This is a genomic window from Metapseudomonas resinovorans DSM 21078, assembly GCF_000423545.1.
Classification (GTDB): Bacteria; Pseudomonadota; Gammaproteobacteria; order Pseudomonadales; family Pseudomonadaceae; genus Metapseudomonas; species Metapseudomonas resinovorans.
The window spans coordinates 473,693-496,731 of record NZ_AUIE01000001.1 but is presented as its reverse complement, the minus strand read 5'-3'; the positions used below and the strand labels follow the sequence as shown (position 1 = coordinate 496,731).

The 23,039-nt window shown below is 64.3% G+C and carries 22 protein-coding genes and 3 pseudogenes; 16 read left to right on the top strand and 9 right to left on the bottom strand.

What is annotated here, in order from left to right; genetic code table 11:
- Nucleotides 1–2 precede the first annotated feature (2 nt).
- The 3 genes from G559_RS0102240 (at nucleotide 3) to G559_RS0102225 (ending at nucleotide 3,428) form a co-directional block, all read left to right on the top strand.
- The gene (locus G559_RS0102240) at nucleotides 3–704 is read left to right on the top strand and encodes an ABC transporter ATP-binding protein (RefSeq protein ID WP_028626683.1); all 702 of its coding nucleotides are present in this window, start codon (nucleotides 3–5) and stop codon (nucleotides 702–704) included.
- A 532-nt stretch (nucleotides 705–1,236) separates the two neighbouring features.
- Nucleotides 1,237–1,647, top strand: coding sequence for a hypothetical protein (locus tag G559_RS0102230; protein WP_028626682.1), 411 nt, complete (start codon nucleotides 1,237–1,239; stop codon nucleotides 1,645–1,647).
- Between the two features lie 167 nt (nucleotides 1,648–1,814).
- A complete protein-coding gene (locus G559_RS0102225; RefSeq protein ID WP_028626681.1) occupies nucleotides 1,815–3,428 on the top strand; it encodes an FMN-binding glutamate synthase family protein in 1,614 nt (537 codons plus the stop codon).
- Nucleotides 3,429–3,475: 47 nt separating this feature from the next.
- On the opposite strand, the gene G559_RS0102220 is transcribed toward G559_RS0102225, so the two are convergent.
- Both G559_RS0102220 and G559_RS0102215 read right to left on the bottom strand, forming a co-directional pair.
- On the bottom strand, nucleotides 3,476–4,258 hold the full coding sequence (locus tag G559_RS0102220) for an SDR family oxidoreductase (RefSeq protein ID WP_028626680.1): 783 nt from the start codon (nucleotides 4,256–4,258) through the stop codon (nucleotides 3,476–3,478).
- A 126-nt stretch (nucleotides 4,259–4,384) separates the two neighbouring features.
- Nucleotides 4,385–5,848: an aldehyde dehydrogenase family protein gene (locus tag G559_RS0102215; protein WP_028626679.1), complete on the bottom strand. Its 1,464-nt coding sequence runs from the start codon at nucleotides 5,846–5,848 to the stop codon at nucleotides 4,385–4,387.
- 159 nt (nucleotides 5,849–6,007) lie between these two features.
- Between G559_RS0102215 and G559_RS0102210 the strand changes: the two genes are divergently transcribed.
- A complete protein-coding gene (locus tag G559_RS0102210; protein ID WP_028626678.1) occupies nucleotides 6,008–6,889 on the top strand; it encodes a LysR substrate-binding domain-containing protein in 882 nt (293 codons plus the stop codon).
- A 118-nt stretch (nucleotides 6,890–7,007) separates the two neighbouring features.
- Nucleotides 7,008–7,289, top strand: coding sequence for a peptidylprolyl isomerase (locus G559_RS0102205; protein ID WP_028626677.1), 282 nt, complete (start codon nucleotides 7,008–7,010; stop codon nucleotides 7,287–7,289).
- 174 nt (nucleotides 7,290–7,463) lie between these two features.
- Here the strand turns inward: G559_RS0102205 and G559_RS0102200 are convergent, their stop codons facing one another.
- On the bottom strand, nucleotides 7,464–7,835 hold the full coding sequence (locus G559_RS0102200; protein WP_028626676.1) for a hypothetical protein: 372 nt from the start codon (nucleotides 7,833–7,835) through the stop codon (nucleotides 7,464–7,466).
- Between the two features lie 555 nt (nucleotides 7,836–8,390).
- Between G559_RS0102200 and G559_RS28385 the strand changes: the two genes are divergently transcribed.
- On the top strand, nucleotides 8,391–8,687 hold the full coding sequence (locus G559_RS28385; RefSeq protein ID WP_051246340.1) for a hypothetical protein: 297 nt from the start codon (nucleotides 8,391–8,393) through the stop codon (nucleotides 8,685–8,687).
- 310 nt (nucleotides 8,688–8,997) lie between these two features.
- On the opposite strand, the gene G559_RS0102190 is transcribed toward G559_RS28385, so the two are convergent.
- Nucleotides 8,998–9,447 (bottom strand): hypothetical protein, encoded by a 450-nt coding sequence (locus G559_RS0102190; protein ID WP_036996738.1) that lies wholly within the window; start codon nucleotides 9,445–9,447, stop codon nucleotides 8,998–9,000.
- A gap of 104 nt (nucleotides 9,448–9,551) precedes the next feature.
- A complete protein-coding gene (locus tag G559_RS0102185) occupies nucleotides 9,552–9,944 on the bottom strand; it encodes a hypothetical protein (protein WP_028626674.1) in 393 nt (130 codons plus the stop codon).
- A gap of 174 nt (nucleotides 9,945–10,118) precedes the next feature.
- On the opposite strand from G559_RS0102185, the pseudogene G559_RS30845 reads away from it, so the two are divergent.
- From G559_RS30845 to G559_RS0102165, 5 genes and pseudogenes are all read left to right on the top strand, one after another.
- Nucleotides 10,119–10,214: pseudogene (locus tag G559_RS30845) on the top strand (integrase); the annotation flags it as partial.
- A 152-nt stretch (nucleotides 10,215–10,366) separates the two neighbouring features.
- Complete coding sequence (locus G559_RS0102180; RefSeq protein WP_028626673.1) at nucleotides 10,367–11,050, top strand: DJ-1/PfpI family protein; 684 nt, start codon at nucleotides 10,367–10,369, stop codon at nucleotides 11,048–11,050.
- Between the two features lie 76 nt (nucleotides 11,051–11,126).
- Nucleotides 11,127–11,276 (top strand): hypothetical protein, encoded by a 150-nt coding sequence (locus G559_RS30760; protein WP_211228777.1) that lies wholly within the window; start codon nucleotides 11,127–11,129, stop codon nucleotides 11,274–11,276.
- Between the two features lie 18 nt (nucleotides 11,277–11,294).
- A pseudogene (locus G559_RS31205) lies at nucleotides 11,295–11,708 on the top strand (M20/M25/M40 family metallo-hydrolase); the annotation flags it as partial.
- 290 nt (nucleotides 11,709–11,998) lie between these two features.
- Nucleotides 11,999–12,910 (top strand): GlxA family transcriptional regulator, encoded by a 912-nt coding sequence (locus tag G559_RS0102165; protein WP_245586463.1) that lies wholly within the window; start codon nucleotides 11,999–12,001, stop codon nucleotides 12,908–12,910.
- 817 nt (nucleotides 12,911–13,727) lie between these two features.
- Here the strand turns inward: G559_RS0102165 and G559_RS28380 are convergent.
- On the bottom strand, nucleotides 13,728–13,934 hold the full coding sequence (locus tag G559_RS28380; RefSeq protein WP_028626670.1) for a hypothetical protein: 207 nt from the start codon (nucleotides 13,932–13,934) through the stop codon (nucleotides 13,728–13,730).
- A 576-nt stretch (nucleotides 13,935–14,510) separates the two neighbouring features.
- Here G559_RS28380 and G559_RS0102155 point away from each other — a divergent pair.
- Nucleotides 14,511–15,167 (top strand): hypothetical protein, encoded by a 657-nt coding sequence (locus G559_RS0102155; RefSeq protein WP_028626669.1) that lies wholly within the window; start codon nucleotides 14,511–14,513, stop codon nucleotides 15,165–15,167.
- A gap of 87 nt (nucleotides 15,168–15,254) precedes the next feature.
- On the opposite strand, the gene G559_RS0102150 is transcribed toward G559_RS0102155, so the two are convergent.
- Nucleotides 15,255–16,151, bottom strand: a complete 897-nt coding sequence (locus G559_RS0102150; protein ID WP_028626668.1) for a DUF2950 domain-containing protein — start codon at nucleotides 16,149–16,151, stop codon at nucleotides 15,255–15,257.
- A 13-nt stretch (nucleotides 16,152–16,164) separates the two neighbouring features.
- A complete protein-coding gene (locus G559_RS0102145; protein WP_028626667.1) occupies nucleotides 16,165–17,673 on the bottom strand; it encodes a DUF3300 domain-containing protein in 1,509 nt (502 codons plus the stop codon).
- A gap of 219 nt (nucleotides 17,674–17,892) precedes the next feature.
- Here G559_RS0102145 and G559_RS0102140 point away from each other — a divergent pair, with 219 nt between their 5' ends.
- The 4 genes and pseudogenes from G559_RS0102140 to G559_RS0102125 all read left to right on the top strand — a co-directional run.
- Nucleotides 17,893–19,635 (top strand): copper resistance system multicopper oxidase, encoded by a 1,743-nt coding sequence (locus tag G559_RS0102140; protein ID WP_028626666.1) that lies wholly within the window; start codon nucleotides 17,893–17,895, stop codon nucleotides 19,633–19,635.
- Between the two features lie 11 nt (nucleotides 19,636–19,646).
- Nucleotides 19,647–19,919: a hypothetical protein gene (locus G559_RS0102135; protein WP_051246338.1), complete on the top strand. Its 273-nt coding sequence runs from the start codon at nucleotides 19,647–19,649 to the stop codon at nucleotides 19,917–19,919.
- A complete protein-coding gene (locus G559_RS0102130; RefSeq protein ID WP_028626664.1) occupies nucleotides 19,909–20,814 on the top strand; it encodes a copper resistance protein B in 906 nt (301 codons plus the stop codon). The genes G559_RS0102135 and G559_RS0102130 overlap by 11 nt, the downstream gene beginning before the upstream one ends.
- 10 nt (nucleotides 20,815–20,824) lie before the next feature.
- Nucleotides 20,825–21,427: pseudogene (locus G559_RS0102125) on the top strand (c-type cytochrome); the annotation flags it as partial.
- Nucleotides 21,428–21,514: 87 nt separating this feature from the next.
- Here the strand turns inward: G559_RS0102125 and G559_RS0102120 are convergent.
- Nucleotides 21,515–23,011, bottom strand: coding sequence for a TolC family protein (locus G559_RS0102120; protein WP_028626662.1), 1,497 nt, complete (start codon nucleotides 23,009–23,011; stop codon nucleotides 21,515–21,517).
- Nucleotides 23,012–23,039 lie beyond the last annotated feature (28 nt).

Here is a 23,039-nt window from a genome sequence, read left to right as displayed (position 1 = left end):
CCATGCTTACTTTCGACAAGGTTTCCACCTTCTACGGCAAGATCCAGGCGCTGCACAGCGTCAGCATGGATGTGAAAAAGGGCGAGATCGTCACCCTCATCGGTGCCAACGGTGCCGGCAAGTCGACCCTGCTGATGACCCTGTGCGGCTCGCCGCGCGCGGCCAGCGGCAGCATTCGCTATGAGGGCGAAGAGCTGGTGGGCCAGGAATCCTGCGACATCATGCGCAAGAGCATCGCCGTCGTGCCGGAAGGCCGCCGCGTGTTCGCCCGCCTGACCGTCGAAGAAAACCTGGCCATGGGCGGCTTCTTCACCGCCAAGGGCGACTTCCAGGAGCAGATGGACAAGGTGCTGCACCTGTTCCCGCGCCTGAAAGAACGCTTCGAGCAGCGCGCCGGCACCATGTCCGGCGGCGAACAGCAAATGCTCGCCATCGGCCGCGCGCTGATGAGCAAGCCCAAGCTGCTGCTGCTCGACGAGCCTTCGCTGGGTCTGGCACCCATCATCATCCAGCAGATCTTCGACATCATCGAACAGCTGCGTAAGGACGGCGTGACCATCTTCCTGGTGGAACAGAACGCCAACCAGGCGCTCAAGCTGGCCGACCGTGGCTATGTGCTGGAAAACGGCCACATCGTCATGCAGGGTAGCGGCGACGACCTGCTCAACGACCCCAAGGTCCGCGACGCCTACCTCGGCGGCTAACGACCTCGCTGTACAAGAAACGGCCCTTCGGGGCCGTTTTCTTTTTTCGGCTCCCTGCGGTGCCTCAACCCGTCCTACGAACCCGTAGGTTGGCGTAGAGCGCAGCGAAACCCAACAATCCGCGCGCCCTGCCACTCCGCCTGATGGGTTTCGTGCCTCAACCCATCCTACAGACCCGTAGGTTCGCGTAGAGCGCAGCGAAAACCAACGATCCGCGCGCCCTGTCACTCCGCCCGATGGGTTTCGCTTTTCCGTAGGGTGGACCACGCTCTACCGGTCCACCATTGGAGGCTGGTTCCGCCGCGCAGGGTGGGCATGAAAATCGATGTCCACCCTACAAGGTTGCTCCAGTCTGACGCCGTCATCGACACGTCTGGCGAGAAGAAGCAATACAAGCCATTGATATTGATGAATTTAATCAACCATCAACGGCATTGATGGTCTCTATCGCGCGTGATCACTTTTTAATCACTCCCCCATCCGTAAGATTGGCCCCGTACCCAGTTTCCAGCCCCCTACGAGGAGCCAGACCATGAAAACCCAAGCCTTCGCCGCCCTGTTCATCGCCGCCCTGAGCAGCTCTGTTTTCGCTCTGCCGTCCTCCTTCCAGGGCACCGACCCGGTTGCCGCTGAAGGCAGCTACATGGTCCTGGATCGCGTCGCCGAAGGCGGTTCCGACCGCACCGGTGCCAACCGCATCGCCGAAGGGGGCTCTGACCGCACCGGCGCCAACCGCATCGCCGAAGGGGGCTCCGACCGTACCGGCGCCAATCGCATCGCTGAAGGGGGCTCCGACCGCACCGGCGCCAACCGCATCGCTGAAGGGGGCTCCGACCGCACCGGTACTAACCGCATCGCTGAAGGGGGCTCCGACCGCACCGGTACCAACCGCATCGCTGAAGGCGGTTCCGACCGTCTGCTGCAAGCCCAGCGCGTCAGCTGATCCCAACTCGCTCAAACTCTCGAAACCCGGCTAATGCCGGGTTTTCGTTTTCCTGCCACATTGCGAACCGCATTCCTGTAGGACAAGACCCCATTCTTGAGCCCCGGCAAGGCAATCCCCGCCCATTCGCACTACTCTGTGCCGGTACCTGCACACAAGGAATCCGCATGAGCCTCTCGCTGCTGAGTCGTTACGCCTTCTTCGCCTTCTGCGTACTGTTCACACTGTTCAGCCTGCCCTTCACTGACCACGACTGGGTCTGGCCCTTCACGCTCCTCGCTGCCGGGCTCAGCGTGCTGGGCGTATTCGACCTGATGCAGTCGCGCCACGCTGTGCGGCGCAACTACCCGATCCTGGGCAACATCCGCTACCTGGTCGAAGGCATCCGCCCGGAAATCCGCCAGTACCTGCTGGAAGCCGACGACGACCGCCTGCCCTTCTCCCGCGCCCAGCGTTCGCTGGTCTACGCACGAGCCAAGAACGAGGGCGGCGACAAGCCCTTCGGCACCCTGATCGACGTCTACAAGGCCGGCTATGAATTCATCGGCCATTCCATGCGCCCGGCGCCGCTCAGCGACCCGTCCAGCTTCCGTGTGGTAGTCGGCGGGCCGCAGTGCACCCAGCCCTACTCGGCCTCGGTGTTCAACATCTCCGCCATGAGTTTCGGCTCCCTTAGCGCCAACGCCATCCGCGCCCTGAACCGTGGCGCCAAGCTCGGCAACTTCTATCACGACACCGGCGAAGGCAGCATCAGCCCCTACCACCGCGAGAATGGCGGTGACCTGGTCTGGGAACTGGGCAGCGGCTACTTCGGCTGCCGCACCAGCGACGGCCAGTTCGACCCGGAACGCTTCGCCACCCAGGCGCGCAGCCCACAGGTGCGGATGATCGAAATCAAGCTCTCCCAGGGCGCCAAGCCCGGTCACGGCGGCATCCTGCCCAAGCACAAGGTCACCGAGGAAATCTCCCTTACCCGCGGCGTGCCCATGGGCGAGGACTGCATCTCCCCGTCACGTCACAGCGCCTTCTCCACCCCCATCGAGATGATGCAGTTCATCGCCAAACTGCGTGAGCTGTCCGGCGGCAAGCCGGTGGGCTTCAAGTTCTGCCTGGGACACCCCTGGGAGTTCATGGGCATTGCCAAGGCCATGCTGGAAACCGGCATCCTCCCCGACTTCATCGTCGTCGACGGCAAGGAAGGCGGCACCGGCGCGGCGCCCCTCGAATTCACCGACCACATCGGCGTGCCGCTGCGCGAAGGGCTGCTGTTCGTGCATAACACCCTGGTGGGGCTGAACCTGCGGGACAAGATCAAGCTCGGCGCCAGCGGCAAGATCATCAGCGCCTTCGACGTCGCCAGCGTGCTGGCCATCGGCGCCGACTGGGCCAACTCGGCGCGCGGTTTCATGTTCGCCATCGGCTGCATCCAGTCGCAGTCCTGCCACACCAACAAATGCCCCACCGGCGTCGCCACCCAGGACAAGCTGCGCCAGCGCGCCCTGGTGGTACCGGACAAGGCCCAACGGGTGCAGATGTTCCACCGCAACACCCTCAAGGCCCTGGCGGAAATGCTCGCCGCAGCCGGCCTCGAGCACCCCAACCAACTGGAGCCCCGCCACCTGGTGCGGCGTGTTTCAGACAAGGAGATTCGGCTGTTCTCGCAGATCCACGTCTTCCTCAAGCCGGGAGACCTGCTCAACGACAGGATCGAAGCGGACTTCTACGAACGCATGTGGGCAATGGCGCGGGCCGACAGCTTCGAGCCGTCGTGCGCGTGGTGATTCCTTGGGGCCGCTACGCGGCCCTAGCAGGCCAAAGGCCTGCCCCATCAACCTTTCAACACCCCACCATCCACCGGGATCAACGTCCCGGTCACATAGCTGGCCAAGGGGCTGGCCAGGAAGGTCGCCACCGCGCCGAACTCTTCCGCAGCCCCGTAGCGCCCCACGGGAATCGCCGCCTGCTCCCTGGCCATCAGGCTCTGCACTGATGTACCGCTGCGTTCGGCGGCGCGGAGCAGCAAGGTTTCCGTGCGCTCGGTCCAGAAGGAGCCGGGCATCAGGGTATTCACCGTCACGCCATCGGCAGCCACCTCGGCGGACAGGGTCTTGGCCCAGTTGGCCAGGGCAGCACGCAAGGCGCTGGACAGCACCAGCCCCGGGATGGGCTCCACCACGCTGGTGGACGAAATCATCAGGATGCGGCCGAAGCGGCGCTGGCGCATACCGGGCAGGAAGGCATTGGTCAGGGCCAGGGTGCCGAGCAGCATGGCGTCCAGCTGCTGATGCCAGAGCTTCGGGTCGAAATCCACCGCATTGACCGGCGGCGGCCCGCCGTTGTTGGCCACGAGAATGTCCGGCGCACCAATGGCCGCCACCACCTGCTCGATGGCCATGTCCACGGCCCCCAGGTCATTCAGGTCCACCGCAACCGCTTGCGCCTCGCCGCCCTCCTTGCGGATGCGTTCCACCGCCAACTCCAGTTTCGACAGGTTGCGCGCCAGCAGGCAGACACGCACGCCCTCCCTGGCCAGAGCCTCGGCCACGCCAAAACCCAACCCGGAACTGCCGCCGCATACAAGGGCACTGCGGTTTTCCAGTTGAAGATCCATGATCAGCACTCCCTATCCAGATTCACCCGCCAGTGTGCGCCTTCGCCGGCCAGGTACAAGCAAAGCACTGCAGGGGCGACTTGATTCGCGACCGAAGTCGCACCCGCAGAGGACGCTCGGCGAGTGTCAGACCGCCCGTACCACGTGCTTCAGCTCCTGGAACGAAGCCAGGCCCCACGGGCCGAGCTCACGGCCGATGCTGCTCTGCTTGTAACCACCCCAGGCGGTCTGCGGGAAGATCACCTGCGGCGAGTTGATCCACACCATGCCGGCCTGCAAGGCGTTGGCAACGCGCTCGGCGGCTTCGCCATTGCGGCTCACCACACTGGCCACCAGGCCGAATTCACTGTCGTTGGCCAGTTCGATCGCCTCTTCCTCGGTAGCGAAGCTGCGCACGCAGAGCACCGGACCGAAAATCTCTTCCTTCCACAGGGCGCTGTCCTTCGGCACATCGGTGAACACCGTCGGCTTGAGGAAGAACCCGCGCTGCAGCTCCGCCGGACGCTCGCCACCGCACACCAGACGGGCGCCCGAGGCAATGCCGCGCTCGATATGGCCACGCACGCGCTGGTACTGCGCCTGGTTCACCAGAGCGCCCATTTCCACGCCTTCACTGAAGGGGTCGCCGACCTTGGTCGCCTCGGCACGGGCCTGCACGCGAGCCAGGAAGTCCCCTACCAGGGGTTCAGCTACCAGCACACGGCTGGTGGCCGAGCACATCTGCCCGGCGTTGAAGAACGCACCACCGCAGGCCAGCTCGACGGCCAGGTCCAGGTCGGCCTCTTCCAGCACCAGCAAGGACGACTTGCCGCCCAGCTCCAGGCTGATGCCCTTCACCGTTTCCGCCGCGCGCTGCATCACCTGCACGCCCACCGCGTTGCTGCCGGTGAAGGACACCTTGGCCACCTTCGGGTGGGACGACAACGGCGCACCCACGGCCAGGCCGGTGCCGCACACCACGTTGAGCACGCCAGCCGGCAGACCGGCCTCCGCGATGATGCGAACCAGTTCCAGCTCCGCCAGTGGCGTCACCTCGGAGGGTTTCAGCACCACGGCGCAACCGGCTGCCAGGGCTGGGGCGAGTTTCCAGGCGGTGGTCACCATGGGGAAGTTCCAGGGCACGATCAGGCCCACCACGCCAACGGCCTCACGGCGCAGGCGCGCGGTGAAGTCTTCGCTGGGCAGCGCCACCGGACGGTCCTGCTGAGCGTCCAGCCCTTCGGCCAGGCCGGCGTAGTACTCGAACGTGCCGATCACGTCGTCCACGTCGATGCCCGCTTCGAACAGCGGCTTGCCGTTGTTGAGCGACTGCAATTGGATCAGCGTTTCACGACGCTGGCGCACACCTTCGGCAATACGGCGCAGCGCCGCGCCGCGCTCGGCGCCGCTGCTGCGGGCCCAGGCCGGGAAGGCTTGGCTGGCGGCCTGCACGGCCTGCTCGACGCTGACCGCATCGCCGGTGCCAATGGTGGCCAGGCGCTCTTCGGTAGAGGGGTTCACGACATCCAGAACGGCGCCACCGGGCAGCCACTGGCCGTTGATGTATACGCCGGCAAGGGTCTCGGGAAAGGTCGGAAGGGTATTCGACATTGCATGGGCTCCATGAGCGAGGCTAAGGGCGGCCACTCCCTGAACACAGAACCGAAACGGCTGGAGGGCCACGAGTGGCGCCCATTGAGCCGCCAGGTGGCGCGACTGACAAGGCAAAAATCGTCATACTAGCCATGTCTTCAAGTCATGGCTCGAATGATGAAACGCCTGCCTCCCCTGCCCGCTCTGCATACCTTCCTGATCACCGCCCAGTGCTGCAACTTCACCCGGGCCGCAGAAATGCTGCACATCACCCAGGGCGCCGTGAGCCGGCAAATCGCCGGACTGGAGAGCCATCTGGGTTACCCGCTGTTCTTGCGCCAGGCGCGAGGGTTGGCCCTGACCGAACAGGGGCGCGACCTCTACCCGCGCATCCAGCAAGTGTTCGCCCTGATCGATGAGGCCGTGGAAGAAGTGGGCGCCAGGCGCAAGGCCCTGCAACTCAAGGCACCCACTTGCGCCATGCGCTGGCTGCTGCCGCGCCTGATGAAGTGGCAGGCCGAGTGCCCCGATGTCCCCGTGGAGCTGACCACGACCATCGCCTATGGCGTGGACTTTCGCCGCGACCAGTTCGACGCGGCAATCGTCTACGGCACTGCGCCCTCCGGGAACGTCACCGCCCACCACCTGTTCAATGAACAACTGACGCCAGTCTGTACCCGGCAATACCTGGAACGATCAGGGCCGCTGGCAACCCCAGCCGACCTGGAGCACCACGTGCTGCTGCACCCGGCGCGCGACAAACACGACTGGGAAACCTGGCTACGCACCGCCGGCCACACCCCCGGCCCACTGAGCGGCGGGCACCACTTCGACACCATGGACCTGGCCCTGTCCGTCGCGGCCCAGGGCGCCGGCATTGCGCTGGGGGACTGGTCACTGATCGGCGATGACCTGGCCAACGGCAACCTGGTCGCCCCCTTCGACCTCAAGGTGCCAACTGGCGGCGCCTACTTCATGGTTTACCCCGAGCGCACCGGTCCCAGTCCGCAGCTGCGTGAACTGGTGGACTGGCTGACCGCAGAGGCACGCGCGGCCTGAGCCTCTGCAAAGTCGCCAACCGCCCCGCAGAAAGTGCGCCGCCGCCGACAAACCACCTTGAATCAACCGCCAATTCCGCTAGTCTCTGCCCCCTCAAACGAGCAAGGAGTACCCCACCATGGCACGCGCCACCGCCCGCCACATCCTGGTTTCCACCGAAGCCAAGTGCAACGAACTGAAAGCCGCCATCGAAGCCGGCGCCGACTTCGCCGAAGTCGCCAAGCAAAACTCCACCTGCCCCTCCAGCCGCGACGGCGGCAACCTCGGCTCCTTCGGCCGTGGCCAGATGGTCAAGGAATTCGACGCCGTCGTATTCAGCGCCCCGCTGAACGTGGTGCAAGGCCCGGTGAAAACCCAGTTCGGTTATCACCTGCTGGAAGTCACCAGCCGCCAGGACTGATGACGCCAAGGCGCCGCCGCCCGGCGGCGCTTTCTACGCCCATCTGACTACACCGCGACCACCATCGATTCCGATGCCGTATTCCCGCCCTACCTTCTTCGAGCAGGTTCTTCGGAGAAATTCGAGCGCTACGGACTTAACTTTCCTCTTTGGGCCGGTAGATACGGTGTTTGCTCAATAGCCTCCCAGATCCGAGCCGATGAATATCCCCAGCCTCGGGTCGTAGTACTGAATGACGATTCGCGGGCTGCCGTAGCGTTGGTAGTAATAGGGCCGTTCGCCCAGGTAGTAGCCGCCATAGTAGCGAGGGGCGTAGATGACGCGCGGGCCGTGGCCGTAGTAGCCACGGTGACGGTGGAAGTGTTTGTGGTGTTTGTAGCCATTACCGTGGCGATAGCCGTTGTGGCGTCCACCGCCGTGACCGCCGCCGTTCCAGGCGAGCAGGGTCTCACTGGCGTTGCTGGTGGTGGGCCAGGGTTGCTGGGCAAGGAGATGCCCGCTGCCAGCGCAGGCCAGGAAGATGATCAGCAGCTTGAGGATACGCATGGCGAGCCCTCCTGAATGGTCCCCCCACAGTTCACCCCCGCACTCCCAGTATAGTTTTTGACCAGTTTCAACCCGGGCAGGGCACTACCTTGCGTCGGCGGAACTGGCCCCGGCGACATACGGTGAAGGCCGCTTCCTACAGCCTTTTCTGTACTCCAAACCCAGCCGCCTACAGAGAAACTTCCTACGAGCCTTTAGCCTTGAGCGCCTACAAGCGCTCTGGCTAGAGTCCTGCCCGTCACGGTCAATCCCGTGACCTGGGCGTAGGACCCCTGTTTTCTAACCAAGACGCGGTAGCGACATGGCTGCTGGCACAGGCTTGATGCTGTCCAGCACATCTATGGCGGGCCGTGCGAGGAGGCCTTTAAGGCCTGCCCGGATCTTGGTTGCCGGGGCTCCTACCCTTGCACGGCCCTGCCACCCAACCCGTAGGACGGTTACTGGCAGGCAAAGAAGGCCCAACCAAGGTGCTTGCCATGGATAGCAATTTCCCGCCTTTTACCCCCGCGCGCCTCCGCGCTTTTTTCAGCTCTGCCTCCACCCCGGGGGTGCGCCATGCCTGACCTCAAGGCCTTTACCTCCCCTTCCCAGCCCTATCCCGACGTGATGTTCTTCAACGCCGCGGCCAGCCCTGCCCACCTCTTCGAAACCGCCCACCAGCGCATGTCCGCCGTGCTGGACCTGCTGCAACTGGTGGAACACGCGGAGAACGGCGACTTCGTGCAGCGCGAAGCGGCGCGTTTGTCCTTTGCGGTGGGTTTGCTGCTGGGGGATGCGCGGTCGCTGTACGAGGCCGCATATGAGCGGGCGATGCAGCTGGGTGGCGAGGAGACGGCGGGAATGGCGCCATAGGATGTGGTGGGCGCCGGCACGAGGCCCGGGTGGTAGGCAGCCGTAGCCCGGATGGAATCCGGGGGCTGTGGCAGGTCTTACCTGGAGTGCATCCAGGCTACTGGGTGGCGCGGAGCCAAGCCCGTCGGCGAGGGTGATGGGTTTCGCTTCGCTCTACCGCATCCTACGAGTTGATCGGACGACGGCACGATGTCCGAGTCGTAGCGGCGGAAGACCGCAGAATTGGAAGGCAGGCTGAACGGGCATGGTGGAAGTGTCCGCCTGGGGGCGCTTCCGCCAACCAGGCCGACACCGAGGTCGTGCCAAGTGCTTATTGGGCAGGCTTCTGGGCCGGCTGCTCCATGGGCTTCTGCATGGGCATCCCCCCCATGCCCGGCTGCGAGCCCATCATGCCGGCGTGCTGGTCCATCATCCGCATCATCATTTCCATCATCTGCGGGCCCATCATCTTCATGTGCTGGCCCATATCCTTGCCGGGGCAGCCGCCCTGCATCATGCCGAGACCTTCCTTCATCGCCTGCATGCCTTCGCGCATGGCCGCCTGGCGCTCCTCCGGGGTCTTGGCGGCCGCGATCCTGTCGTGAATGGACTGCATCTTCTGCATTTGCTCAGCCATGGCCTTTTCCCGGTCCTGGGTGGTTGCCGACGGGCTCTCGGCGTTCGCCGGAGCCTGCTCGGGGTGATGTTCTTCGACGGCCGCGGCGAGCAGCGGGCTGCTGATCAGCAGTGCGGCAACGAGCGATTTGATGGTGATGTGCATGGCGATCTCCGACTGTTTCAAAGGGTGGGATGCAGCGGTCCACGCCTGCTCGTGCAGGCGTAGCAGGACTGTGCGTCCGGAGGCCCGGGCGCACAGAAGACGGGTCAATCGTTGAAGCGGACGAAGCGCAGACGTGCCGGCGGCCGTGGCGGCGCAGGCAGGTGGAAGGCGAGTGCGGCGAAACGTGGGGGTATGACGGCAGGCAGGAGGGCTACCGGAAGTAGCAGCAAGAGGGGCCAGAATATCTGGTCGAGGAGAACCTGGCCCGACGCCAGCTTCAACGCCGTCGCGCCGTCCTCGCAGAACTGCAGGCACCCACTGGCATGCAGCTGGTGAGATCGTTCATGCAGGCTGGACGACACTTCATCATGGCCGCTCGCCAGATCGTGAGGCAGGTAGGACAGGCAGCCATGGCTTGCCGCGACCCCAAACGCCAGCAACCACAGCACCAAGGCCATGCGTAGCAACGAGCGTTGATGAAATCGTAACCAGGACATCTGCTCAGTCCGCCGGGATATCAAGTTCGACACTAGCGCCTAGGGCAATGCCGCGCTTGATCCACATCAAGTCTCGGCAGTCTAGCTGCCAGCTTGGAGGGCTGCTTTGGGTTGGTTGGCGGCCATGCACTGCGGCTGATCCACCGTTGTCCTCCCCAACTCGGAGGACAAGCCATGAACACCAATACTTCGTACAGCCATCAACCTTGGAGCAAGGGGAAGCTTGCCGGACAGAAAGCCCCGCTTCGACTCAGACACCTCTGGGCCATTCATTAATGACTCAGACCGAGGTCCGCAATCCTGGCATCGCGCTCGGCACGATTTGGCTTGTATGGCAGAAAAAGCTGTAAATGTGACATTGCAGCCATTGCGCCGGGCAATGACTCTTGGGACCTGTCCCCATTACGTCGCCAGGTGCCACGATGAACTCCCCCATTCACATCGGATTCCTGCTCTTCCCCTATGTCACCCAGCTCGACCTGACCGGGCCGGCCCAGGTACTCAGCCGTGTGCCGGATGCAAAGGTGCATCTGGTGTGGAAGACCACCGATCCGGTGGTCACCGACGTTGGCTTCGAGATCGTGCCGACCACAACCTTCGACGACTGCCCACCACTGACCGTGCTGTGCGTGCCAGGTGGCTTCGGCATCGGCGACCAGCTCAACGACAGCCAGACGCTGGACTTTTTGCGCCGCCACGGCGAGAGCGCGCGCTACGTCACCTCGGTGTGCAACGGCGCACTGTTGCTCGGCGCCGCCGGGCTGCTGCAGGGCTACCGCTCGGCCTGCCACTGGATGTGGCGCAAGTACCTGCCGAGCTTTGGTGCGGAGCCTGTGGCACGGCGCATCGTCCGCGATCGCAATCGCATCTCGGGCGGCGGGGTGACGGCTGGCATCGACTTTGGCCTCGCACTGGCCGCCGAGCTGGCCGGTGACGACGTGGCCAAGACACTGCAGTTGGCCTTCGAGTACGACCCTGAGCCGCCGTTCGACTGCGGCACGCCCGAGAAGGCCGGCCCCGCCTTGGTCGAGCACCTGAGCGCGCTGCAGGCCGACCGTGTGGCTTATGTCGAAGCCCGCATCGCCCAAGCGGTGGCACGGCTGTAGCAGCGCGCCGGCGATCTCCGGGTCAGGCTTCCTTGTGCGGCTTTCATCGAAGCCGGGGCCTGCCGAAGCATGACCCGTGAGCCGCAATAAGGAGTCGAAGCAGATTGAGGTACAGGCAGCGCCCGAGTTCCTCAAGCTGCACAAGCACCTGCAGCAAGTGTTTCCGCTGGTGCACCGCACGCTCAAGCGTGAACTGGTGGGAGGCTACAGCCTGCTCTGCACCTGAGAGGGGCGCGACCCGAAGGCCAAGCCGTTCATGTTGATGGCGCACCAGGATGTGGTACCCATCGCCGAAGGCACGGAGAAGAATTGGTCTGTCGATCCATTCGCGGGCACCATCAAGGACGGCTACATCTGGGGCCGAGGTTCCCGGGACGATAAGGGCAACCTGCGGTCCATGCTGGAGGCCATAGAAGTCCTGCCGGCCCAGGGCGTCCGGCCGGAGCAGACGATCTACATCGTGGCCGGCCACGACGAAGAAGCCGGCGGCAGACGCTTGGCCGGCGAGTCGCACGGCTATGCCGCGCAGATGCGACGGCTCGTGGTGCCTGGGCCTCAAGCGTGTCCATATCGCCGGCAACTCGATGGGGGGCACCTCGGCCGCGCTGCTCGCGATAGGCGAACCGCGACGTGTGGCCGGTCATACGCCCAGCGGTAGCGTAGGCCATTGGCCCAGTGCCGGTTGCAGCTCGCCGCGGGCTAACGTGTCCTTGGCGAAGCAATGCAGCAATAGCTGCCATACCCGAGGTACCGTGGCGGCGCTTCAAGAAAGCTCATCAGCCAGCTCATGCGGCTCTCCAGCTGTAAGTAGTCATTGCCATTGAAGCCAGTTCCGCCCTTCCCACGGAGGGAGGGGCAGACCGTTTTGACGCGGCTAGCGCCGTGGACTAACGTACCGGCTGAAACTCCAGCTAGACCTCTATTTCTGCCATGTCGCACCGCGTTGCAATGCTTGTGTTTCCGGGCTTCCAATTGCTCGATGCTGCCGGGCCAATCGCGGCCTTCGAGGCGGCGGGGGGCTACGCCATCCAGGTGGTCGCCCTCCAACCTGGTCTGGTGCTCAGTTCGTCGCGCGTGACCTGGCAGGCCGAGCAGCTGCCACGGCTGTCCGACATCGACACCTTGCTGGTATCAGGCGGTGATGGCGTCGATCAGGCAATGAACGACGAGCGCCTGCTGGATTTCGTGCGCCGCGCGGTGGCCCGACAGGTGCGCGTTGCCAGCGTGTGCTCGGGCAGCCTGCTGCTTGCCGCGGCAGGTGTGCTCAATGGGCGCAGTGCGACTACGCACTGGTCGCGCACCGGGCAGTTCGAGCGCCAGTTCCCGAACGTGCACCTCGACGCCGACCGCATCTTCGTCAAGGACGAGTCCGTGTGGACCAGTGCTGGTATCAGCGCCGGCATCGACCTCGCGATAGCTATGATTGCCGAGGACCATGGCCACGAACTCGCTCGCAGCGTCGCGCAGGAACTGGTCGTCTACTACCGTCGGCCAGGCGGGCAGTCGCAGTTCTCCGCGCTGCTCACGATGCAGGGATCGCACGACCGCTTCGACGTGCTGCTCGACTATGTACGCCGCCACCTCGCACAGCGACATGGCGTCGAAGACCTCGCCGCCATAGCCTGCATGAGCCCGCGCCATTTCGCGCGGGAGTTCCGCGCAAAGACTGGTGTGACCCCGGCCAAGGCCGTGGAGCGCCTGCGCGTGGAGGCCGCTCGCACGGCGCTGGAGAACGGTGCCAACTCCGTGCAACGCGTGGCCACCGAATGTGGATTCGGCGATATCGAACGCATGCGCCGCAGCTTCATGCGCTTGCTGGGGGTGCCCCCGTCGTCGCTACGACGCTCGGCCGGCGATTGACCTTACCTCTGCGGAACGCTCAACAGTCGCGGCCGATCATCTGAGATGCACGCCTCCGCGCGGCTGCGCCGAGCTGTCGCTGAGTCTTTCCCTGTAGTAGCAATGCCGGCGAGATCAGGTCAGTGCCGAGGTTTGAGGCCGCCCAGGTGGCAGCTTTACGGCCCGCCCATTAATAAAGCGCCCTACCCGCCTACATCAGTCCCCGCGAAGATCCCCAGCCTCGGGTCGTAGTACTGAATGACGATTCGCGGGCTGCCGTAGCGCTGGCAGTAATAGGGCCGTTGCCCAGGTAGTAGCCGCCATAGTAGCGAGGGGCGTAGATGAGGGGCTGTGGCGAGGTACGGTGAAGGCCTCGGTCTGGACGGTTTCCTTCGTAACCAGTATTTCGACTTCCGCACGGCCCGCCACCTCTTGCCGAGTCGAAACGGCATGTGGCGGCTCCTTTGGATACGGCTGAGTGCTTCCTCGCCTCCCGATGCCTTTCGCCAGCCGTAGCCCGGATGGAATCCGGGGGCTGTGGCAGGGCTTACCTGGATTGCATCCAGGCTGCTGGGTGGCACGGAGCCAAGCCCATCGGCGAGGGTGATGGGTTTCGCTTCGTTCTACCGCATCCTACGAGTTGATCGGGCGCAGGCACGAAGTTCGGTTGGTAGGCCGTAGCCCGGATGGAATCCGGGGGCTGTGGCAGGTCTTACCTGGAGTGCATCCAGGCTGCTGGGTGGCTCGGAGCCAAGCCCATCGGCGAGGGTGATGGGTTTCGCTTCGCTCTACCGCATCCTACGAGTTGATTGGGCGCCGGCACGAAGTCCGCGTGCACCTATAGCCTGGGCCAGGTCTGAAGGGTCCCGGTCAGGTACAACCCGCCGAGCACCAGGCTGGCCAACGAGCTGACGATCCAGAAGCGGGCACCGTTGTAGCCGGGTTTGAACCGGGCAATGGCCAGGCCTGCCATCCCGCGCACCAGCAGAGCGGCGGCGAGCGCAGTGCCCGCAGCGGCCAGCAGTAACCAACCGTTGCCTTCCATAGGGAGCCTCCGGAATCGAAGCCTGATATTGGCGGTGCGCCGTGAAGGGAGCAATGCGGCGCAAAACCGCAGAATGGGTACGAATGGATAGGTATTCCGGACGTACCCGCGGCTTGATGGTTGGGATTACGATGGCGCGGCAAATCAGCCATCAAATGGCTTATTTGCCACCCAGTGATAGTCAAAATTTCGGAAGCGTCCGGAGGGGTTCCGGGGGTGCCGGAAACCACCGGTTTAGAGGCGATCCCTTACTTTTTGCAGGGCTGTTATAACCATCGCCGTCACTGCCGCCGGTCGGGGTTTTGATCGTTTTTTGAACAAAAACGGGATGTTGCGATTATTATGCACCGGCGATCAGGACGCAACTTGCCATCAACACCACTGATGGCGCGACTGACTTCTACATAAATCCGGAACGACTCCACAGTGCATGAGAGTTCATGTGCCGGGGATTTTTCGTCCCGGAAAAAGGCCAAGGGTAGGCCTTCGTTCGCAGACGGCGAACATGCAAATACATAATTCCAATGCCGCTGTTGCATCAGTACAGCCGCTCAAATTGTTAGAAAGAGGTAAACCATGGAGCTTTTTCATCTTGTTGCTTCCCTGTTCCAACAGCCGGCAACCATGGAGCTGACTCGCATGGGCGTGGTCTACGCCCACCTCATCGCTTGCTGCGTGGCTATCGGCATGGTGCTGACCAGCGATATCGCCATGATCAAGCAACTGTTCCAGGGCCGTGATTCGACCGCTGCCGACAAGGAACATCTGCATGCGCTGAAGCAGACTGTACTGCTTTCCCTCGCAGCACTCTGGGTAACCGGGATCGGTATCGTGGCGCTGGACTACTCGCAGAAGGGGGCGGTGTATTTCCTCAACCCCAAACTGCAGGCCAAGATCCTGGTCGTCGCACTGCTGACCCTCAACGGCTGGGTACTGCACAGTGTGGTGATGCCTGCGATGGACAAGGCCGGCAGCCTGCTCAAGCTCGACATCAATGCCCGTAACCTCGCGCTGTTCTCGGGTGTCGTTTCCGGGGTGTCCTGGTTCTACGGCGCGATGCTGGGTATCGCCCGTCCGCTGAGCTGGAAATACTCCCTGAGCGACATCATGTTCGCCTACCCGGTGCTCATCTGCCTTGGCTTCGCCGCGATGACCCTGCTGGTCAAGTGGGCCGCCAACCGGACTACCACCCAGGTTCCTGCTCGAATGAACCCCGCGCTCGCCTCCTGGTAAGCGTGGGCGGGCAAGGAAGCCCGACCTTATAAAAGAGCCGCAGGGTGCCCACGTGCCCCTGCGGCTTTTGCTTTTCGGGCAAACGCCTTACGAGCCCGGCGCTTCCTGCGGCTGAACTTCATCCCAACTGCTGTCCGGGTCGAAGGTCTTCATGGCCTTGGCGATCTTTTCGCTATCGCGGCCAAGGTCCTTCTGAAAGACCTGGCCCTCGTGGCTGATCGTGAAGCTCATCACGCCGCTGTCGCCGTATTGGGCGGGCCAGGCGACCAGGGCGAAGCCACGGCTCATGGCCTTGCCAAGCATGTAGTCGTAGGCGCCACCGGGGGCCGAGGGGCCTTGGGCAGTCAGAATGCGGAAGTGATAACCGTGCCAGTCGTCGCCCTTGGTCTGGCCGCCGAATAGCGGACCGAGGGGACTTTCGTCGGTGCCGTCTTCATCGGCCCAGTACAGGCCGTCGTGCTGGCCGTCGGTGCTGATGAACTTCTGCGCGTACTCGAGCACGCCATCGCCGTTGCGGTCGACCTCGGCGTAGTCCATCTGCGCGTCGTGGTACGCCTCTGCAGCCTCGATGGCCGACAGCTCGTTGCGACCGATACGGCGCAGGCGAATCTCCTCGCCACCGGCCTTGGCGTCGAAGCTCCAGCCTTGTTTGTCCTGAACGATAGGGATGGGCAGCGTCCAGGGGTCGTTGCCGACGACTATGTGGGCGCGGCCTTTGGTGGCGATGTCAATCTCGTGCTTTTCCTTGTAGTGGGCGATGAAAGCGTCGACGTCCTTGCGCTCGATGCCCTTGGTGGGGATGTAGTCCCGCCAGTCGGCGCCGAGCAGTGCAGCCAGGCGATCGGCATCGGCCTTTTCGGTTCCGAGGGCGGCGACGAAGGATTCAGCTGCGGCCTCCGGGGTCTTGAAACGTTCGTTTGCATTGACGCTGATGGCGCAGACGGCCAGCGACAGCAGGGCGAGGATGCGGTTTACGCGATTCATGGGCTGTCTCCTTTCAGCGCCTACGGCCACCACCGCCACGAGACGGTGCGTGGGCTGGACGTTGTACCTGCCGGCCGGCAGAAGCCTTTTGGGGGCGCGAAGCAGAGGCCCGGCTGACCTCACCCCGATGGGAGGCCGCGCGCGTCTGGGACGGCTGACGAGCGCCATCAAAGGCGTTATTGCGCGGTGCCTGCTGGCGGGCTGCGGTGTGTTGCTGACGGGCCTGTTGCCGTACTTGCTGGTTGTTCTGCGTGCGCGGGCGCTGTTGCGGCCGGTTGGCATCGGTGCGCTGGCGCTGCTGCACCGCACTTTCGGCGCGCTGGCGCGCCTGCGGGTCGTTGCGCATATCGCGGCTGGCAGCCTGGGCTCTCTCACGGGCTTGCTGGTTGCTGCCGGCGGGCGCCTGGATGCCCCGTTGCTGCATGCTCTGGCTGGCGCGCTGGCGTTGCGCGGTGCGATCGGCGTCGTACCCACGCAGGGGCTCGCGCTGCTGACTGCCATTGAGGCGCAGGCCGTTCTGCTGACGGTTGATGTTGTCGCGGTAGGGCACGCCCTGGCGGTTGACGGGGTTGTGGACGAACTTGTTCTGGTTGGCGTTGATCTGCCGGTTGGTGTTGATGTTGTTGTAGCGATTGACGTCGATGTCGACGTCGCCGCCACCCCAGTCGCAGTCGCCCCAGAGGGAATTGACGATGCCCACGCCGACGCCGAAGGCCAGGCCCGTCGCCAATGCGGTGGCAACTGGATAGCCATAGCTGGGCGGCGGCGGGTAGTAGGGCGGCGGGTAGGACGGATAGGACCAACTGCCATAGACCACGGTGGGGTTGTAACTGGGCACGTACACGACTTGCGGGTCGGCGGGCTCGATGATGATGGTCTGGGTGCTGGCGGCCGGCTGCACCACGGTGGTGGTGGAGCTGGGCGCGGGCGCGGCTTGCTGGACACTGACTGTCTGCTGTTCATTGGATTCCAGGTTGCCAGCGGCCTGGGCCTGGCGCCGCAGGCGCTGGACGGAATCCATTACATCATTGGGCTGGGCCAGGAAGGCATCCCCCACGCGCTGCACCCAGGCCGGGTCCTGCCCGAGGGTGGCAAGCACCTGCGGAAAGGCCACCAGGGATTGCACGCTGGGGTCCCAGGGCTGGTCGGCCACCTGCTTCACAGCCGCATCGCCCTGGACGTCCGGATGGGCCTTGGACCAGGCGACGGCGTCGGCCACGTTGCCCGGGTAGGTCGCTGCCATCAGCACCTGGGCCAGCAGGGAATCCGGATAGAGGGCGATGGGCGCCATCATCTGGTCGAGTTCTTCGGTCCTGAACACCGCCTGCGTGGCGGCGGGTTGGGTCGCTGGCGAGGCGGCGGCCGGTGCGGCGTCAACCGCCGGGGCTGCGGAAACGCCAGCCGTGGGGGCGTCATCGCTTTCGGCGGCGGAGATGCCGGCATCCGTGGCAGCAAAGGCCAGGTTGACGCCGCAAGCCAGCAAGGCCAGCAGCACGGCGCTGAATCGGGTGCGGATAGACATGGCGTTTCTCCCGCCAAAAGGAGTGGTTGTCCCTGAACCCGGCAAAGGGCTGAGCCTTACCGCTGCCGTGGAGAAACGATAGCCCAGAGGCCAGCACCGAGCCCGGCCAAACTGACAGAAATGTAATCACCCGCCGTTCTTCGATATGGCAGTTTTACATGTGAGCCGCGCAGCAGACCGTTGCGCGGCGCCCTTTCTGACTGACTGGATTGAAACGGCATGCAGTGCAAAACCTCGCGGCGGACCTTCGTCAAAGGCCTTGCCGCTGGCGGCATACTCGGTGGCCTGGGGCTGTGGAAAGCGCCTGTCTGGGCGGTGACCAGCCCGGGCCAGCCTGCGGTGCTCAGCGGCACCGAGTTCGACCTGTTCATTGGCGAGACGCCGGTGAACCTCACCGGCAAGGCGAGAATCGCCAAGACCATCAACGGCACCCTCCCCGGCCCGCTGCTGCGCTGGCGCGAGGGCGACACCGTGACCCTGCGGGTGCGCAATCGCCTGGCTGAAGACACGTCCATCCACTGGCACGGCATGATCCTGCCCGCCAACATGGACGGCGTGCCGGGCTTCAGCTTTGCCGGCATTGCGCCGGACGGCATGTACGAATACCGCTTCCAGGTGAAGCAGCACGGCACCTACTGGTACCACAGCCACTCCGGCCTGCAGGAGCAGGTAGGCGTGTACGGCCCCATCGTGATCGACCCGAAGGAACCGGAGCCTTTCCAGTACCAGCGCGACTACGTGGTGATGCTGAGCGACTGGACCGACGAAGACCCGGCCCGCGTGATGGCCAAGCTGAAGAAGCAGTCGGACTACTACAACCAGCACAAGCGCACCGTCGGGGACTTCATCAACGACGTCAGCGAGAAAGGCTGGTCCGCCACCATGGCCGACCGCACGATGTGGGCGGACATGAAGATGAGCCCCACCGACCTCGCGGACGTCAGCGGCGCCACCTACACCTACCTGCTCAACGGCCAGGCGCCGGATGGCAACTGGACCGGGCTGTTCCGGCCGGGCGAAAAGATCCGCCTGCGCTTCATCAACGGCTCGGCCATGACCTACTTCGATGTGCGCATCCCCGGCCTGAAAATGACGGTGATCGCCGCCGACGGGCAGCCCGTTGAGCCGGTGAGCGTGGATGAGTTCCGTATTGCCGTGGCCGAGACCTATGACGTACTGGTGGAGCCCTCGAGCGACGAGGCCTATACGATCTTCGCCCAGTCCATGGACCGCTCCGGTTACGCCCGCGGCACCCTGGCGGTGCGCGAAGGGCTGAGCGCACCCGTGCCAACCCCCGACCCACGCCCGCTGATCAGCATGGCCGATATGGGTATGGACCACAGTGCCATGGGCCACGGATCGCAGGATGGGGACGACATGGCAGGAATGGACCATTCCGCCATGCAGGGCATGGACCACTCGCAGATGGGTGGCCAGATGCAGGCCCACCCGGCATCGGAAGCCAACAACCCGCTGGTGGACATGCAGACCATGACGCCAGCCCCCAAGCTGGACGACCCTGGCATCGGCCTGCGCGACAACGGCCGCCGCGTGCTGACCTACGCCGACCTGCGCAGCACCTTCCCCGACCCTGACGGCCGTGAGCCGGCGCGCACCATCGAATTGCACCTCACCGGGCACATGGAGCGCTTCTCCTGGTCGTTCGACGGCATCCCGTTCGCCGACGCGGAGCCGCTGCGGCTGACATACGGCGAGCGCCTGCGCATCACCCTGGTCAACGACACCATGATGACCCACCCCATTCACCTCCACGGCCTGTGGAGCGACCTGGAGGACGAGCAAGGCAACTTCCAGGTACGCAAGCACACCATCGACATGCCCCCCGGCACACGACGCAGCTATCGCGTCACGGCCGATGCACTGGGCCGCTGGGCGTACCACTGCCATCTGTTATTCCACATGGACATGGGCATGTTCCGTGAAGTCCGCGTAATCGAATGAAGGAGAAACCTATGAACAAATCGATGCAGCCCCTCACTGTCGCCACCCTGGTCCTTGCCCTGCTGGCGCCGGCCGCCTGGGCCGGTGAGAACGACAATGACGACCACCAGAAACCCCAAGTCGACAACACGCAGAAGATGAATCACGGGCAGATGGATCACGGCCAGATGCAGGGCATGGACCACACCCAGATGCAGAACATGGATCACAGCAAGATGGGCCACGGCGCCATGCATCCGGCCCAAGACGCCAAGCCCAAGGCGGACAGCAAAGATGATCGATAGCCTCAAGCGCCCTGCCCTGCTCGCCCTGGCCGTGGCCCTTGGCTCGGCCGGCAGTGCACAGGCGGCCGAAACCATGGATCACGGCCAGGTGCAGCATGGCCAGATGGACCACGGCGCCATGGATCACAGCCAGATGAATCACGGCTCCATGGAGCACCCGCAGAAACAGCCCGACGGCTATGGCAGTCGCGCGCCCATCCCGGTGCCAACCGACGCCGACCGCGCCGCAGCCTTCCCGGACCTGCCGCCCCACACCATGCATGCCGGCGGGATCAACAGCTACTTCCTGCTGGACCAACTGGAGTACCAGGACGCCGACGATGCCAGCGTGCTGAGCTGGGACGCCTCGGGCTGGATCGGCGGCGATATCAATCGGCTGTGGCTGCGTTCGGAAGGCGAGCGCAGCAACGGCACCACCGAGGAAGCCGAGGTCCAGGCACTCTACGGCCGCGCCGTGAGCCCCTGGTGGGAGCTGGTGGCCGGAGTGCGTCAGGACTTCAAGCCCGGCTCGCCGCAAACCTGGGCGGCATTCGGGGCACAGGGCATGCCCTTGTATGGCCTGGAAACCAAGGCCACCGCCTACCTCGGCGAAAGCAGCCAGAGCGCACTGCGCCTGGAGGCCGAATACGACATCCTGCTGACCAACCGGCTGATCCTGCAGCCCCTGGCGGAGGTGAACCTCTACGGACGCAACGACCACGAGCGCGGCGTCGGCTCCGGCCTGGCCAATACCGAGCTGGGACTGCGCCTGCGCTACGAGATCGTTCCCCAGTTCGCCCCTTACGTGGGCGTGACCTGGAACCGCAACTACGGCAACACCGCCGACTTCGCACGCGAAGAAGGTGAAGACAATGACGAAGCCCGCTTCGTCGCCGGTATCCGCTTCTGGTTCTGAGCCCCTGACGATGAAAAGAACAATAAAAACCCTGGCCCTCGCTGGCCTTATGGTCGCCGCTGGCGTGAGCGGCGTGGTGTATACCGGCATGGTGAACGTCGCTGCCGACGACCCGCACCACGCCCTGGTACATGCATTCCTTACCGCCGCCCGAGACCGCTCCATCGAAATCCGGGCACGGGACATCCCCGTTCCACCACTGGACAATGCAGAGCTCATCCGCGCGGGTGCAGGCAATTACGACGCCATGTGCGTCGGCTGCCACCTGGCCCCTGGAATGGCAAATACCGAGCTCAGCCAAGCCCTCTACCCGGCTCCGCCGAACCTCAGCCGGCAAGGTGTGGGCGGCGACCCCGCGGCGGCTTTCTGGGTGATCAAACACGGCATCAAGGCCACCGGTATGGCAGCCTGGGGCAAGAGCATGAGCGACGAGCACATCTGGGGTATGGTCGCGTTCCTCCAGCAGTTACCGGAGCTGGACGCAGACGACTATCGCCAACTGGTGGCCAGCAGTGATGGGCATCAGCATGGCGGAGGGGAAAGCACCTCTCAAGGGCATGAGGAAGAGGTGGCAGAGGAAGAAGGGCACGGGCATGGGCATGCGGAAGGTCATGCGCATTAGTCCGCAGACTGGGCTGAGCGCGGCGAAACCCAACAGCTCCATCACCTGTGTTGGGTTTCGCGTCGCTCTACACAGTATCTACTTGGCTGTACTGATATCCCCGCTCTCCCAGCGCGACTCGCCGCTCTCCAGCGCATTGGCGATGGTGGCGAGCTTGTCGTCCGGGAGCGTCTCGGGCAGCGGGTCTACGCCTGCGCTGACGAACAGTTGGGCGTAGGCGTTGCGCAGTTCGGCGTAAGACAGGTCTCGCTTGAGCTGCGCCTGCAGGGTGTTCAGCTCACCCTGGATCAGGTCCAGCTCGCCGATGCTCTGGGTCTTGTAGCGGTTGCGCAGCTGTTCGGCGATCTGTCCGTCCAGCTTGGCCAGTTCTTCGCTGGTCTGGAACTGTCGCTGCGCCTCGTGGAAGTTGGCGTTCGCCACGTAGAGCTGCGCGAGCACGGCCATGGACATGGCCTGGCGACGGGCAGCGGCGACGGACTCGCCAGCCCTGGCGACGTCGATGGCGGCCGGACCGGAGAGGACGTTGAACAGGTTCCAGGTAACCTTCACGCCGTAGTCGGCCCAGCTCTGGTTCACCAGGAAGGAGTTGCTGTCGTAATGGCCGCCAGCGGAGAACTCCAGGCCCGGCAACAGGCGCAGCATGGCCTTGCGGGTCTCGGCAGCGCTGATGCGCGCCTGGTAGTCCTGCTCGCGCAGTTCCGGGCGGCTGGCCAGGGCTTCTTCTTCCAGGCGGTTCATGTCCACCTTGAGTTCCGGCACCTGGTAATCGTCTGTGGCGGCCAGGGTGAAGTCGGTGTTCAGCGGGAGGTTGATCAGCGCGGCCAGTTCGGTCTTGGCCAGGGATAGCGCGCGGCGCTGCTCTTCCAACTGGCGGGTGGCCTCGATCAACGCTCGCTGGTAGCTCATGGCCTGCACCGGGTCGCCAATGCGCTCCGAGCTCATGCGCTGGCTGCTGGAGCGAGCCTCATCGACGCGCGCCATCAGGCTGTCGATCTGCTTCAGCAGGCGGTCGGCCGCCACGGCACGCCAGTAGGCCGAGCGCACGTCCTGGATGATGGTGTGGACCACCTTGCGGCGACGTTCCTGGACGATCAGGCGCTGGTCGGCCTGCTGCTTGGCGCTGACGTAGCTGACGCCGAAGTCTAGGACGTTCCACACCATGGTCAGGTCCGCCACGCCACGGTCACGGTCCTGGGAGGTGGAAGGTTCCAGCGACTGGGTGTTGGTCAGCACGCTCTGGCTGCTGGAGGCGCTGACGTTGCTGCGCCCGGCGTAGCCCGCTTCCATGGCCATGCGCGGCAGCATGTCGAAGCTGGCCAGATCGACCTGGCGCTTGGCCAGGGCTTCCTCCATCACCTTGAGGCGTGCCTCCAGGTTGTACTTCACCGCACGGGCCATGGCCTCATGCAAGGTCAGGGGCCCGCTGAGGGGTTCCTGGTCCTTGAACATGGTGGCCAGGTCCGCGCGGGCGCGCTGTTCGCTGACGCTACGGTCGATGGGCTGGCTGGTCACCGCACAACCGGTGACCGCCAGCGCCAGTACGCTTACGGTGAAAAGCTTCGCTGCTTTGCTCATCCTTGGGCCGCCCCCTAGACACGGCACT

Excerpts from the sequence above, each read along its gene's own strand:
- G559_RS0102240 (WP_028626683.1), top strand. The coding sequence starts at position 3 with ATGCTTACTTTCGACAAGGTTTCCACCTTCTACGGCAAGATCCAGGCG.
- G559_RS0102155 (WP_028626669.1), top strand. The coding sequence starts at position 14,511 with ATGGAGCTTTTTCATCTTGTTGCTTCCCTGTTCCAACAGCCGGCAACC.
- G559_RS0102225 (WP_028626681.1), top strand. The coding sequence starts at position 1,815 with ATGAGCCTCTCGCTGCTGAGTCGTTACGCCTTCTTCGCCTTCTGCGTA.
- G559_RS0102120 (WP_028626662.1), bottom strand. The coding sequence starts at position 23,011 with ATGAGCAAAGCAGCGAAGCTTTTCACCGTAAGCGTACTGGCGCTGGCG.
- G559_RS0102220 (WP_028626680.1), bottom strand. The coding sequence starts at position 4,258 with ATGGATCTTCAACTGGAAAACCGCAGTGCCCTTGTATGCGGCGGCAGT.
- G559_RS28385 (WP_051246340.1), top strand. The coding sequence starts at position 8,391 with ATGCCTGACCTCAAGGCCTTTACCTCCCCTTCCCAGCCCTATCCCGAC.
- G559_RS0102190 (WP_036996738.1), bottom strand. The coding sequence starts at position 9,447 with ATGCACATCACCATCAAATCGCTCGTTGCCGCACTGCTGATCAGCAGC.
- G559_RS0102140 (WP_028626666.1), top strand. The coding sequence starts at position 17,893 with ATGCAGTGCAAAACCTCGCGGCGGACCTTCGTCAAAGGCCTTGCCGCT.
- G559_RS0102210 (WP_028626678.1), top strand. The coding sequence starts at position 6,008 with ATGAAACGCCTGCCTCCCCTGCCCGCTCTGCATACCTTCCTGATCACC.
- G559_RS0102185 (WP_028626674.1), bottom strand. The coding sequence starts at position 9,944 with ATGTCCTGGTTACGATTTCATCAACGCTCGTTGCTACGCATGGCCTTG.
- G559_RS0102215 (WP_028626679.1), bottom strand. The coding sequence starts at position 5,848 with ATGTCGAATACCCTTCCGACCTTTCCCGAGACCCTTGCCGGCGTATAC.
- G559_RS0102165 (WP_245586463.1), top strand. The coding sequence starts at position 11,999 with ATGCTTGTGTTTCCGGGCTTCCAATTGCTCGATGCTGCCGGGCCAATC.
- G559_RS0102200 (WP_028626676.1), bottom strand. The coding sequence starts at position 7,835 with ATGCGTATCCTCAAGCTGCTGATCATCTTCCTGGCCTGCGCTGGCAGC.
- G559_RS0102150 (WP_028626668.1), bottom strand. The coding sequence starts at position 16,151 with ATGAATCGCGTAAACCGCATCCTCGCCCTGCTGTCGCTGGCCGTCTGC.
- G559_RS0102145 (WP_028626667.1), bottom strand. The coding sequence starts at position 17,673 with ATGTCTATCCGCACCCGATTCAGCGCCGTGCTGCTGGCCTTGCTGGCT.
- G559_RS0102205 (WP_028626677.1), top strand. The coding sequence starts at position 7,008 with ATGGCACGCGCCACCGCCCGCCACATCCTGGTTTCCACCGAAGCCAAG.
- G559_RS28380 (WP_028626670.1), bottom strand. The coding sequence starts at position 13,934 with ATGGAAGGCAACGGTTGGTTACTGCTGGCCGCTGCGGGCACTGCGCTC.
- G559_RS0102130 (WP_028626664.1), top strand. The coding sequence starts at position 19,909 with ATGATCGATAGCCTCAAGCGCCCTGCCCTGCTCGCCCTGGCCGTGGCC.
- G559_RS0102135 (WP_051246338.1), top strand. The coding sequence starts at position 19,647 with ATGAACAAATCGATGCAGCCCCTCACTGTCGCCACCCTGGTCCTTGCC.
- G559_RS0102180 (WP_028626673.1), top strand. The coding sequence starts at position 10,367 with ATGAACTCCCCCATTCACATCGGATTCCTGCTCTTCCCCTATGTCACC.
- G559_RS0102230 (WP_028626682.1), top strand. The coding sequence starts at position 1,237 with ATGAAAACCCAAGCCTTCGCCGCCCTGTTCATCGCCGCCCTGAGCAGC.